Source organism: Streptomyces mayteni, assembly GCF_054783955.1.
On sequence record NZ_BAAGPR010000005.1, the window covers coordinates 1 to 13,278 of the forward strand.

At 73.9% G+C, this 13,278-nt stretch carries 8 protein-coding genes; 5 read left to right on the top strand and 3 right to left on the bottom strand.

The window, feature by feature from the left end; all coding sequences use genetic code 11:
• Nucleotides 1–189: 189 nt before the first annotated feature.
• Nucleotides 190–1,380, bottom strand: a complete 1,191-nt coding sequence (locus ACYVPE_RS03590; protein ID WP_461031889.1) for an SLC13 family permease — start codon at nt 1,378–1,380, stop codon at nt 190–192.
• 541 nt (nt 1,381–1,921) lie between these two features.
• On the opposite strand from ACYVPE_RS03590, the gene ACYVPE_RS03595 reads away from it, so the two are divergent.
• Nucleotides 1,922–3,145, top strand: coding sequence for a beta-1,3-glucanase family protein (locus tag ACYVPE_RS03595; protein ID WP_461031890.1), 1,224 nt, complete (start codon nt 1,922–1,924; stop codon nt 3,143–3,145).
• Between the two features lie 134 nt (nt 3,146–3,279).
• Here the strand turns inward: ACYVPE_RS03595 and ACYVPE_RS03600 are convergent, their stop codons facing one another.
• Nucleotides 3,280–5,454, bottom strand: a complete 2,175-nt coding sequence (locus ACYVPE_RS03600; protein WP_461031891.1) for an NACHT domain-containing protein — start codon at nt 5,452–5,454, stop codon at nt 3,280–3,282.
• Between the two features lie 399 nt (nt 5,455–5,853).
• On the opposite strand from ACYVPE_RS03600, the gene ACYVPE_RS03605 reads away from it, so the two are divergent.
• From ACYVPE_RS03605 to ACYVPE_RS03615, 3 genes are all read left to right on the top strand, one after another.
• The gene (locus ACYVPE_RS03605; RefSeq protein WP_461031892.1) at nt 5,854–6,324 is read left to right on the top strand and encodes a hypothetical protein; all 471 of its coding nucleotides are present in this window, start codon (nt 5,854–5,856) and stop codon (nt 6,322–6,324) included.
• A 304-nt stretch (nt 6,325–6,628) separates the two neighbouring features.
• Nucleotides 6,629–7,963 carry a hypothetical protein gene (locus ACYVPE_RS03610; protein WP_461031893.1) on the top strand — a complete coding sequence of 445 codons (1,335 nt, stop codon included), beginning with the start codon at nt 6,629–6,631 and terminating at the stop codon, nt 7,961–7,963.
• On the top strand, nt 7,960–9,840 hold the full coding sequence (locus ACYVPE_RS03615; protein WP_461031894.1) for a hypothetical protein: 1,881 nt from the start codon (nt 7,960–7,962) through the stop codon (nt 9,838–9,840). Before ACYVPE_RS03610 ends, ACYVPE_RS03615 begins: the two co-directional genes overlap by 4 nt.
• Nucleotides 9,841–9,843: 3 nt before the next feature.
• Here ACYVPE_RS03615 and ACYVPE_RS03620 read toward each other — a convergent pair whose 3' ends face one another.
• Nucleotides 9,844–10,251 (bottom strand): hypothetical protein, encoded by a 408-nt coding sequence (locus ACYVPE_RS03620; RefSeq protein ID WP_461031895.1) that lies wholly within the window; start codon nt 10,249–10,251, stop codon nt 9,844–9,846.
• A 191-nt stretch (nt 10,252–10,442) separates the two neighbouring features.
• Here ACYVPE_RS03620 and ACYVPE_RS03625 point away from each other — a divergent pair, with 191 nt between their 5' ends.
• Entirely contained in the window at nt 10,443–13,271 is a 2,829-nt protein-coding gene (locus tag ACYVPE_RS03625; RefSeq protein ID WP_461031896.1) for an alpha/beta hydrolase, read from the top strand.
• The last annotated feature ends 7 nt before the right edge of the window (nt 13,272–13,278 follow it).

Here is a 13,278-nt window from a genome sequence, read left to right on the forward strand (position 1 = left end):
TCGCGGCTCGCGGCTCGCGGCTCGCGGCTCGCGGCTCGCGGCTCGCGGCTCGCGGCTCGCGGCTCGCGGCTCGCGGCTCGCGGCTCGCGGCTCGCGGAACTATCACAACTCAATCTTCGGTGCAATTTCTCTGGCTGGTCCGGGGACGGGGCGGCGGATCGGGGAGAACCCGGTATCCATCATGCCGGATCAGCCGAGCGCCGCCAGCGCCAGCACCGACGCCAACACCCCACCAACCGCGAGTACCGCACCCGTGGCGACGAACGTCCGCAGCGGCACCCGCAGTCCGCCCGCGCGGCAGCGTTCGAACCACAGCAGGGTGGCGAGTGACGCCCACGGGGTGATCAGCGGGCCCACGTTGGTGCCGATCAGGAGGGCGAGGAGCTGGTCCTCGTTGCCGACCGGCACCGCCGCCTCGCCGGCCAGGTAGACGGGGAGGTTGTTGAGCGCGTTGGAGAGTCCGGCGCCGATCCCCGCCGCGCGCAGCATGCCGCCGAGGTCGTCGGCCGTGCCCATCGCCGAGGCCAACAGGTCGTGCAGGCCGCGCGCGTTGACCGTCTCGACCACCAGGAACATCCCCGGCACCAGCACCAGAAGCCGCCACGGCACGAGCGAGATCCTGAGCACCGCGGGCCGCCGCGCCGCGAACGCGGCCACCGCGACGGCCGCCGCCGCGCTCGACGCGATCCAGAGCGGGGCGTCCGCCAGCAGGATCGCCAGCAGGAAGCCGGCGCAGGCGAGGCCGCAGACCCGGAACAGCACCGGATCCGCCGGCCGGTGCGGCGCGGGGACGTCGTACGTGTCGGCCCCGCGGCGGCCCCGGCGCCAGAAGAAGGCCCACAGGCAGGCCGCCGTGACCGCGATCGCCGCCACCTGCGGCGCCCACATCCGGCCGGCGAGACCGACCGAGGAGAGCGCGACGCGGTCGGCGGCGAGCAGGTTCGTCAGGTTGGAGACGGGCAGCAGCAGGCTCGCCGTGTTGGCCAGCCACACCGTCGTCATGGCGAGCGGCAACGCCGCGATCCCGACGCGGGCGGCCAGCGCCAGCATGACGGGCGTCAGCAGCACGGCCGTGGTGTCGAGGTTGAGGGCGACGGTGGTGACCGACGCGAACGCGACGCACAGCAGGAACAGCCGCCCGTACCCGCCGCGGCCGGCCCTTGCCACGCCGGCCGCGACGACGTCGAAGACCTCGGCGCGGCTGACGAGTTCGGCCAGCACGATGACGGTGCCGAGGAACGCGAGCAGCGGCCCGACGCGCGCCATCGCGTCGCCGGCCGCGTGGGCCGGCAGCAGGCCGGTGGCCAGGAACACCAGGCCGAGCGCGAGGAGGGCGCCGGCGAGCCAGTCCAGCGGACGCGGGCGGAGGAAGGAACGCACGAGCAGAAGAATCGCACCCGCGGCGGGCGGCGGCGCATCGCGCATCCCGTGGCGCGGCCGTCTCGGGCGGCGCCGGAGGGGTGCCGGCGGCCCTCGGCGCGGGTGGTGGATCCGCGGCTCGACGGCCGCCGCGGACCGCGGCCCGGAGGGCGTCCCGCGTGCCGTCGCTGGCCCCGGCGTCGACGACGAGCACCTCCCACTCGGCGTGCCGGCCGGGGGAGGAGTGGAGGCAGTGGCGGATCACGAGCGACGACCGGCACAGCCGCCGTGCGTACCGTCGTCCACCCCGGGGCCCCCGCCCGCTGCGGGGCGCGCTGGCCCCCGCACACCCCACTGACCACCGCGAGGGCCTGCCGGGGAGTCTGCCGTGCGCCACAACTCGCGTCGCGGGGGCCGTCGTTGGAACGCATCGTGATTGGTCTGGACCTTGACGTCGCGGGCCGGCGCGGGCAGTGTGCGGGAGCAACGACCTGAGAGCGCTCTCAACGCTGCCCGGCGTCGCGTACCTCCCGTGCGCCCGCAGGGCTGGAAGGAGTCCCCCATGCTCTCCGAACCGTCCATCCCGTCCATCCCGCCCACCCCCTCCACCACGGCCTCCCGGCTCTCCCGCCGCAACCTCCTGCGGGGCGCGGCGCTCGGAACGGCCCTCGGCGCGTCGGCCCTGGCGTTCCGGCCCGGGGCCGCCCAGGCCGCCGCCGGGGCGGCCGCCGCCCCGCTCCCGGTGACCGTCGTCAACCGCACCGGCCAGTTCGCCAACGGCTCGGTGTGGATCTACATCGTCGGCAACGACGGCACCCGCCAGGTCCGCGTCACGCCGGACGGTCGGCTCCTCCCGGTCGCCCTCTCCGACAACGGCCCGGACGGCTACACCGACTACGCCATCCCGCTCGCGGCGAGCGGCGACACCACCATCCCGCTGCCCTACCTCTCCGGCCGGATCTACGTGGCGCTGGGCGAGAAGCTGCGCTTCCGCGCCGTCCCGGACGGCGCAGGCAACCCGGCCCTGGCCTACCCGGCCGGCTGGGTGCCGAGTGACCCCAACTACCAGGTGATCCACGACTGCGCGGAGTTCACCTACCGCCCGGACGGCATGTACTGCAACACCACGGCGGTCGACATGTTCAGCGTGCCGATGGCCATCCGCCTCACCGGCAACGCCGACCAGACCGCCGGCGCCCTCCGGGACGGCGCCCGCGCCCGCGTCTTCGCCGACCTCGCCGCGAACCCCACGTTCGCCCCGCTGGTCCTCGGCGACCGCCGCGTCCTGGCGCCGGGCCACGGCCTGGACGCCGGCCTCTTCCCGCGCGACTACCTCGCGCCCTACGTCGACCACGTCTGGTCCGAGTACGCCGGCCGCGACCTGACCGTCACCACCAACGCCGGCACCTTCACCGGCCGGGTCAGCGGCGACCGGCTCGTCTTCAACGGCCCGGGCCAGGTGTCCTTCGCCCGCCCCGCCACCCGCGACGTCCTCTTCTGCGACGGCGCGCTGCACGCGCCCAACGACCCCATCACCGGCCCGGTTGCCGCCATCCTGGCCGCCGCCCTCAACCGCGGCACGGCGATCAGCCACGCCAGCCAACCCACCACCGACCCGGCCGCCTTCTACCGCGCGGACCCGGCCCACCACTACGCCCGCGTCCTCCACGAGGTCAGCGCCGACGGCCGCGCCTACGCCTTCGCCTTCGACGACGTGGCCGGCTTCGCCTCCTACATCCAGGACAACGCGCCGAGTTCGTTCACCCTGACCCTCACCCCGTTCTGACCTGTGGCCCGCTGGGGCGGCCGGCGGTGGGAGCTCCCGCCGCCGGCCGCCCCGGCGCCACCGAATCCGACTCCGCCCCGACACCCAGCCCGTGCCAGGGAAGCGGGCTGTGCCGAGCGACGCCTGTGACGCCGCTAGCGGGCCAGCCACTGTTGGAGGCGGTTGTGTCGGAACTGGTAGGTGGAGGCGGCCATGCGCAGGATTCCCGCGTCATAGGCCCAGTCGAGGAATCGGGAGAGTCGCCACGGTAGTTGGCCCCGGGTGAGCAGCAGCATCGCCAGGTAGCGGCGGGAGGTCTCGGCGACGAAGCCGGGGCCGGCCGCCAGAGCGGCCGACACGCCGAGTCCGGCGGCGAGTGGTAAGGGGGCGTCCAGCCAGGGGGCTCGCCAGGTGACGACGAAGGCCACCGCTCCGGCGATCAGCCCGGCGATGAGGCCGGCGACGAGATCGTCCCGCAGCGCGGTGCGAGGGGTCGGGGCCTCCTCGGGCTCGTCGGGTGCGCCCCCGCCGTGTCGGCGGGCGACCGAGATGCCGACGCTCACCGCCACGAACAGCGACACCGCGCCGGCCGCGAGTCCGGCCACGAGCCCGGCATAGCGGCCGTAGTCGTTCCCCAGGGCGCCCGCCAGCGCGCCGAAGACCGCGGCGGTGAGCACGGCGGTGGCGAACGTCGCGTTCAGATGAATGTCCCAGCGTACGGCCATGCCGATACCGAGGCCGAAGACAGCGGCGAAGCCGGAGCCGAAGGGCACGCCGAAAGCGGTGGAGAAGACCAGGCTCGCGTTCCATCCCAGCACCAGGCCGACGAGCGCGCTGAGGGCGAAGCGGGCGAGGCCCTTACCGGTGAACAACCGGCCGACGATGATCTGCCGGGGCTGGAGCCACGGCCGAAACGCGCCCCACGCGCCGGCCACCGGGAGGGTGGACACCAGCGTCACCGCCCACATCCCGGGGGAGGGGAGATACCCGTTGGCCACCATGAGAAGCGTGAACAGCAGGAGGAACGGAGACCACAGGGCGACGGTGAGCCCGGCCGCGAGCAGACGTGGCCCGAGGTTTCCGGCGATCGGCCACATCTCGTGGGGCACGACGTCCGTGCTCGGCATGACCCGGCCGGCTATGCGCCTCCCTCCGGTGTCGCGCAGGAACACCGCGAGCCGTGAACACCAGCGGACGACGTCGTCGCTGACATAGGTGCCGCGTCCCGGTCGTGCGTGGAGGGCGGTCAGCGAAGGGAGGGCCCGGGCCAGCAGGCGCTGTTCCAGTGTCCCCGGGTCGGTGGCGGTCGGAGCCGGTACCCCGACGAAGTCGGCCAGCAGGCGCGGCGCGCCGTCGGCCAGGGAGACGGTGGCGGCCAGCGTGAGCAGCCAGGGCGTGGTGAGCGTGGTGGCCAGTGCCCCGTTCCCGGCACGTCGCATGTCGTCGAGGATGTCCTGCCACTGCCCCGGGTCGGGGGCCCGGCTCAGCAGGTAGCCATGTGCCTGGGAGGCGGTGAGCTCCGTGATCTCGATCGGTGCCGAGTCCCACAGCCATCGGCGGCTCGACCTGAGCGTGGCGTACTCGTCCGCGCGGCAGGTCAGCACCAGCGGGCCGTGGTAGGCGTTGAGTTGATCGAGCGCCTGCTGGGCACGCTGGGGTGGTTGACCTGGGGCGTCCATCTCGTCCAGACCGTCGAGGACCGGGACGATGCGCTCCTGTTCCACCAACGCGGCCGCGAGCGAAGGCGATTGCTGGTACGCGGCGGCGAGTTCCCCGGCCAGCCAGTCGACGAAGGGAGACGAGGTGTCCCACGCGGGCAGCGAGACGAGGAACGGCAACGGCTCGTGCCCGCCGTGCTGCCGCGCTTCGAGTAACTGGATCATCAACTCGGTCGCCAGCAGGGTCTTTCCCGCCCCGGGTTCGCCCGTGATGACCAGGCGGCGCGGGCGGAGCCTGGCGAAGTACGCGGCGATATGGGTGAACGTCCCCCGCGCCGCCGCGTGATCGGCGTTCCGGCCCGGTTCCGGGACGTGGCGGAAGGCGATGTCGATGGCGCGAAAGTCCCGACCGAGCAACTGACTGCGCCGCTTGCGCTGCTGGGCGAGCACCAGCTGCGCGAGGCTGTCCGCCTTGCCGTCGAGGACGTCCGCCTCGGCGGGGACGGGCCGTAGCCACGTGGCCAGTACGCCCAGCGTGCCGAGCAGCGCGCTCAGCACTCCGAGGGCGTTGTTGACGGCGCTGAGATCGGCTCCCGTGGCCAGACCCCAGCCCACGAGGACGAGACCGAGCAGGACCAGCAGCACACAGGTGAACGTCAGCCCGCGTCGCATTCCGCCCCGTCTCCCCGCCACTGCCCGGCCGGCGCACCATGGTGGCACAGGGGTGAGGGCGGGGGAAGCGGGCCCGGCTGGACGGCCACCGGACCACTCTCACTCGCCGCGGAACTTACTCGCGCGTAAAAATCATGGGTACCGCTCTTGCGCTCCCTTCCTACCCGCGAGTAAATGAGTACCGCAGGGGCTGATGGACCGTCAGCCCGTTCGCAGCGGGGGCCGGTACGGGACCGAGCCGCGGCCCCGTGCGCACCCGCCGGCCGCCGTGAGCGCACCGCACCGCATCGCATTCCACGCCCCTCGTGGTCCCCCATCTCGCACGCCTCCTCGGCGTGCGCACGGCCGCGGCGGTGTGGAGCGTGTCAGGTAACTCCCCCACACCGAAAGGTAGTTTCCATGCGACGCAGCAAGCTCGGGATCGGTCTCGTGATGTCCACGGCCACGCTGGCCGCCGGCGCGTTCGCGCTGGCGCCGGCCGCCGGCGCGGTCGAGCCGACGAACGCCACGGTGTCGGCCGACTGCGGCAGCTACGGCTCAGGGGAGGCGCGACTCGTGGCCACCCAGGACGGCACGTCGGCGACCATCACCCTGAGCTCGTCCGCCGTGACCGCGCCCATCGCCATCCCGGCGGGCTCGGTCGACTCCACGCTCACCCTCACCAAGAACGGCGGCGACACGGCGACGTTCACCGGCAGCGACAACCCGGCGATGGCGGCCGGCGACGACGTGACGACCGGCCCGCTGAGCGGGACGGTCGCCGCGGGCGACGTACTGGAGGCGGTGTCACTGGAGTTCACCGTCTTCGGCTTCATCACGGTCAACTGCACGGCCACCTCACCGCAGTCACCCGGGCCCTTCGTGTTCTGATCCGCGCCACCGACGACGACCCCCGGCCCCCCGCCGACGGCCGCGGCGGGGGGCCGGGAGCCGTCCGCCGATGCGCTACCGTCCGCTCCGGCGGAAGGCTCGCGACACCGATTCTTCGACGACGAGCCGCACTTCGAGGCGACGACCGGACGCCGACCCCGCGTAGCGCGCCGGCCCGCGCGCCGGCTCGTGCAACCGGACGCTGCCACGTGGGTGGCATGTGGGTGTCCTGCGCGGCGCATATTGCGGGTAGTCACGGGCCGAGCCGTGCCCGGGGGATGTGGGTGACAAGGGGGCTGTGCCCATGTCATGGACGCCGTTGTTGCACTACGACTTCGTCAATCACGCCGCGCTCGACGAGACCGGGCACGGGTTTCATGGGCGGGTGGAGCTGCCCGCGGCCGATCGGTGGGTGGATCGGCCGGTCGAGGGGATCGCGACCGCCGTGCGGTACGACCATCCGGAGTCCAAGATCGTCACCGGCCCGCGGCCGGACTTCGCCGGGTGGCGGGGGCTGCGGGTCCGCGCGTACTTCAGGGCCGAGGACGCCCTCGGCTCCCGGCGGCTCAACCTGGTGGAGGGGGACGGCTCGTTCGCGCTCTTCACCGAGCCAGGCGGCGTGCTGTCCGGCACCATCAACGACGGTTCGCCCGAGTGGTGGGGCCTCTCCAGCCGGGCCGGGCGGCTGCGGGTCGGGCAGTGGCACCTCGCGGAGCTGCTGTACGACGCCGGGCAGGTGCTCACGCTCAGCGTCGACGGCCAGCTGCTCGGCGCCCGGATCACCGCCGGGCTGCCGATCCGGCCGGTCGCGGAGAACGGCATCCGCATCGGCTACTGGCCGGGCGGCGACTCCCGCTACACGTTCCGGGGGCTGATCGGCCCCGTCTGGGTGGACACGCTGGACGAGCGGGAGGAGATGGTCACCAACCTCGTGAAGCTGCTCTGCACCGGCTCGGACGGCACCAGTCGGCTCGAGGAGTGGGACGCCGCGCTGCGGCGGGAGTTGACCGGCGCGGAGCAGCAGGCGCTGCGCGCCTACGGCGCCGACGTCGCGGCCGGGGTGAAGCGGCTGTCCGCCGTCATCGTGGGCCAGGCCGCCGACCCGGCGGCCACGTTGGACGCGCTCATGCCGGTCGCCGTCGAGATCGCCGAGCTGACCCAGCGCCACGAGCAGGCAGGCACCGACCTGTTCAAGGACCCGGCGCTGGCCGGCCTGCTGCAGCGGTACGTGACCACGGCCTGCGAGGGCAACGCGGCGGCCGAGCAGGCGTTCGGCTGGGAAGCGCTGCGGCTGCTCGCCGCCGACCCGCTGTCGCCCGAGCGCTGGGAACAGATCCGGCGCGCCCACCCCGAGTGGTGCGTGAGCACGTTCCCGCCGGTCTTTCCCGGCGGCGATCCGAGCGCGTACGACTGGCTGGTGCAGTGGCTACAGCGCTGGTGCGGCGGGGGCGGGAACGGGGGCGGGAACGGGGGCGGGAACGGGGGCGGGGCAGGCCGTCCAGGAGGGCCCGGCGGTCGCTGTGGTTGCGGCGGCCGAGGAGACGCCGACCGGGGCGCGACGCACGTCCACATCCACTGCGATCAGCACCGCCATCACCACGACCACGATCACGACCGCGATCGGGGGGAGACGTCATGAGCAGGCTCGACACCGTCCGCACCTACCTCATCGAGCGGTTCTTCGAGGTCCTCACCACCAACCCGGACTTCGCCGGGCTCACCGAGCCGGCCGAACTGTTCGACGCCGACGGCCGGTTCACCGTGCCCGCCACCCCGGCCGGCTTCGTCCGGATCCCCACCACGACCGCGCTCGACGCCCGCATCGCGGGCACCACGGACCCCGAGCGGCGGGAGCAGCTCGAGCGCTTCCGCTACATCCTGGAGCTCACGCTCGCCGAGCTCTTCGGCCTGCTCGCCGCCGACGACCGGGACAGCGCGGCCGAGTTCGTGGCGGTGGCCGAGCGCTGCGCGCCCGTCGTGCGGCACCCCGACAGCCAGACGTACTGGCCGGTCGACGTCCTCCGCTACCTCGGGTTCGACGACGGCGTGCTGCGCGGCCGGCTCTACACCGAGGGCGGCACCCGGCCGGTCGGGCGGGACGCGTTCGGCGTGCTCTTCGACAACCCGGACGCCTGGCAGGGCCCCGCGCCGGAGGACGTTCCGCAGGGTGGGCGGCGGCCGTTCACCGCCACCATCGGCATCGATGCCGGAGTGGAGCCGTACCCCGACTCGCCGCTCACCGCCGGGCACCTCAACCTGCCGGCGAGCGACGCCCGGCTCACCCCCGGCCGCCTCACGCCCACGCTGTTCTCCGAGATCAAGTCGCCCGAGGCGGCTTCCCGGCTGAACCGGCACTACGCGGCGACGGCGGCCCGCGGCGGGCGCTTCGCCGAGCTGCGCAACAACCGGATCCACCTGGATCCGCTGCGCGAGGTGGCCTTCCCGCGCAACGGCGGTGAGCCGCTGATGTTCCTGTACCACGCCTTCTATCCGGCGGACGACGGCGCCCGGCGCGAGGGGGATGGCGGCGGCACCAACCGGGAGTTCCACCACCTCGCCGTCGGCCTGCTGATGGACCGCTTCCCGACCGGAGACGGCGGCTGTGGCGGCGGGCCGGCGCTCAGGGCCCGCGCGGCCGAGCGGCTCAGCGGGCTGCTCTTCCTGAGCACCAGCCCCACCACCGCCACCGTGATCCCGCTCGACCACCCCTCGGTGACCCTCGTGGACGACACGGGCGCCGAGAGCCCGGACGGGCTGCACCCGGTGGTCTTCGCCAACCTCCTCGCCGTCCAGGGCCTGGCGAACCAGGTCAGCTACGACACCATCGCCGAGGGCGGCGCGGGCGTCGCCACCTACGACCCGGGCGACCGGGAGTTCTGGGCCGGGATCGGCGCCGCCCTGCCGGTGTTCGCGATCGGCGGCGCCGGCATCGGCGCGTTCGTCGGCAGTTTGGTGGCCCCGGGGGTCGGCACCGCGATCGGCGCGGCGGCCGGGGCGGTCATCGCGATCCTCATCCTCATTCTGATCAGCCTGATCGCCTGGCTGGCGGCCCTGGTGCAGAACAAGCTCTTCGGCGGCGTCAAGGACCGGCAGCACGACTACACCGACATCGACGGCTACTACGGTGAGAAGAAGCCCATCGAGGACTTCCAGAAGCCGGCGCAGCAGGACATCGGCCCGCCCGGGGTCGTCTCCGAGACCGGCGGCGCCACCCCCGGCCGGTCATACACCCTCCAGAACATCCCGCACTTCCCCGCCGAGAACCTCTACGGCCTCGACTTCAGCACCGGCGACACGTTCCGGATCGTCGACGACGCCGCCCGCCGCGAGACCCTCGGCTGGCGCGCCTTCACCGGCGGCGTCGGCTACCAGTTCGAACGCCCGGTCCCCGGCCGCACCGAGACCTCGGGCGCCTCGCTGCGCGACTACTTCGAGCTGTTCACCGCCACGTACGAGGGGCTGCGGGCCGCCAGGGAGCAGGTGGTCTACTTCGGGGCGGAGCCGGGCGTGGCATAGACCTCAACGGCGCGGCGTGCGGCCGGCCGCGAGGTCGGCGAGGACCCGCTCGGGGTCGTGCTGCTTCCAGTACCTGAAGAGGAGCGTGACGCCCCGCCCAGTCACCGCCAACGAGCCGATCGGGAGTGTCGGTTCGACGAGGTAGCGGGGTTCGGCCCACTGCTGGGCGACGACGGCCAGGGGGCGGTCGGCGCCGGTCAGGATCCAGGTGGCCTGGCCGCCGGCGATCGTGGCGAGGAAGTGCCTGGCCAGCAGGCCCGAGACGACGGCGGCCAGCGTGGCGTCGGCCGGCAGGTCGAGGGTCTCGGCGTGGGGGAGGGCGTCGTCGCCCGCGGCGACGCTGGTCCGGTCCACCGTGATCCGGATGGCCCCTGGCCCGCCGCCCCCGGGCGGCGCGTCGTCCGCGCTCATGCCGCCAACCTACCGACCCGGCCGGGGAGAGCGGCCGGCGGCGTAAAGCGGACGCAACAATTCCCCGGTACGTCCGTTACGCGTGGGACGTACGGTGCCGCTGCTCGACACTCGCCCCGAAATCGGGTGAGAGGCGGGCATGTTCCGCACCTCATGACGTAAGGCCCCACGTGACGACATTCCCCCGGCGTGTGAAACGTCTCGCCCTGGCGCTGGCGCTCGCCGCCTGCGCAGGTACCGCCCTCTCCGCCCCCGCCGCCTCGGCGGCCCCGCGCGAGCCGGATCCCGAGGTGGCCTCCGGCTCCTCCTGGTCCGTCACCCGTGTCGCGGGCGGCTTCGAGGTCGAGCTCGAACTCGACCGTCGGCTCCCGGTCGCCGCCGGCGCGCCCACCCTGGCGGTCGACGGCCGGGTCCTCGGGCCCGCCACCGAGTCCGCCGACGGGCGTTCGCTGTCCCTGGTGACCAGCGACCCGTCGGTGGTGGACGCCACCGAGGTGACGACCGACGCCTTCGGGGCGCCGGCCGCCGACACGGACGTCCAGGTACCGTCGACCGTCCCGGCCGGCGACCAGAGCGTGCTGGCCGCCGACCCGTCAAGCCACGGCGACCACGAGGTGTACGAGGCCGAGTACGACTTCGGCGACCAGGCCGTCCCGCTGCTCAACATCGGCGGCATCCGCGGCGAGATGACCGGCAAGATCTACCTCCCGGACGGCCGGGGCGAGGCGCCCGTCGTCGTCTTCCTGCACGGCCGCCACACCTCCTGCTACGGCTCGGGCGCCGCCAACCCGGCGCGCTGGCCCTGCCTGGCCTCGCCCGACAGCACCCAGCAGCGCCTCCCCATACCCAGCCACCTCGGCTACGAGGAACCCGCCCGCGCCCTCGCGAGCAACGGATACGCCGTCATATCGATATCCGCCAACGCGATCAACGCCAACGACAACCAGCTCTCCGCCGACCACGGCGCCCAGGCCAGGGGCCAACTCGTCCTCGACACCCTGCGGATGCTGGAGCAGGCCGACCGGGGTGAACGGGTCGTCTTCCACGACGCGTTCACCGACCGGGACGTCGGCCTCGACCAGGCGCTCACCGGCGACCTGCGGCCGGCCGACCTGGTCCGCCGGCTCGACCTGGACGACGTCGGGCTGATGGGCCACTCGCGCGGCGGCGAGGGCGTGGTCGCGGCCGCCACCCTCAACGACGCCCGGCCGGTGTCCCGGCAGTACGGGATCGACGCCGTGCTGCCGCTGGCCCCCGTCGCCTACGACCGGATCACGCTGCCCAACACGGTGACCGCGACGATCCTGCCGTACTGCGACGGCGACGTGGAGAACCTGATGGGCCAGCACATCGTCGACGACTCGCGGCACGCCTTCGACGACGACGTGCTGCGCTCCGCGGTCCTGGTGATGGGCGCCAACCACAACTACTTCAACACCGTCTGGACCCCCGGGCTCTTCCCCGCGGCCACCGCCGACGACTGGGCCTCCTTCGCGCCGGACAGCGACGACCCGACGTGCGACCCCTCGGCCGACGCCACCACCCGGCTGACCGCGGCCGAGCAACGGGCGGTCGGCGTCGCGTACCTGGCCGGCTTCTTCCGGCTGACGCTGGGCGACGAGACCGAGTTCCGGCCGCTCTTCGACGGCTCGAACGTGGTCGCGCCCTCGACGGCGTCGTTCGCGTCCATCACCGTCGCCGCCACCCAACCCGCCCGTTCCCGCACCGACCTCGCCACCTTCGAGCGGGCGAGCGACGCGGTGCGCGCCACCGGCGACGTCACCGCCGAGGCGTGCGCCAGCATGGGCGGCGCGGGCGGCGTCACCCTGCCGCAGCCGCGGCCGTTCTGCGCCACCACCGTCGACCAGGCGGCGCTGCCGCACTGGTCGCCGGCGCTGTGGGCGCCCAACGTGCCGGCCGCGCCGATGCTCCACATGGCGTGGGACTCCGCGGAAGGCGACGTCCGGGTGAGCCTGCCGCGCGGCCGGCGCGACATCGCCGACCACGAGCGGCTCTCGGTGCGGATGGCGGCCGACGCGTCCGTCGTCACCGGCACCGACGTGGTGATCAGCGTCGTCGACGGCGCGGGAAGGACCTGGTCCGCGCCCGTCTCGGAGCTCAACCCCGGCGCGGTCAGCCGCCTGCCGGGCCGGGAACACCCCTGGCTGCGCAAGATCGTCCTCCAGCAGGTCACCGTCCCCACCTCGGCCCTGACCGGCCTCGACCTCACCGACGTGCGCGAGGTGCGGTTCACCCCGGCCACCGGCGCCGACGGCACCCCGTCAGGCGGCGTCTTCCTCTCCGACCTCGCCGTCGAGAACCCGGCGGTCGGCGGCCGGCGCCCCGCCAGGCAGGCGACCGTCGACATCGCCTCGACCCGCGTCGAGGAGGGCTCGGGCCCCGGCACCGCCCAGGTGGCGGCCGTGCTCTCGGAGCGGGTGCGGCACCCGGTGACGGCGTACGTCAGCGTCTTCGGCGCCGCCCAGGGCCGGGCCGGGGTCACCATGCGCGAGGTCACCTTCGCCCCGGGGCAGGTGTGCGTGCCGGTGGCGGTCCCCACCTACGGGGACACGCTGCCCGGCGCGGCCGCGACCACCGCGTTCAAGGTCTCGGCGACCAACGTCTCCGGCGCCGTGATGGGCGACGCCGGCTTCGGCACGCTGACGGTCCGCGAGGACGACGGCGTCACCGGCGGCTCGCCGGCGCCCGAGGTCGGCGCACAGGGCGACGTCTGCGCCGAGTACGCGGCGGCCGCCGGGCGCCCAGGCGCGCTGCGGGTCGCCGGCCAGGTCCGCGCCGGCGAGACCGTCGAGGTCGGCGCGCGGGGCTACCGCGCGGGCGAGAGCGTGGAGTTCACGCTCGGCGACACGTCCCTCGGCCGGGCCGTCGCGGACCGCCGCGGCACGGTGTCGTTCGAGGCGCCCGTCCCGGCCGACGCCCCCGCCGGCCGCGCCACCCTCACCGCGACCGGCGCCGGCTCGGGGCACACGACGGAGGCCCAGGTGCGGATCAGGCGGTGATTCCCGG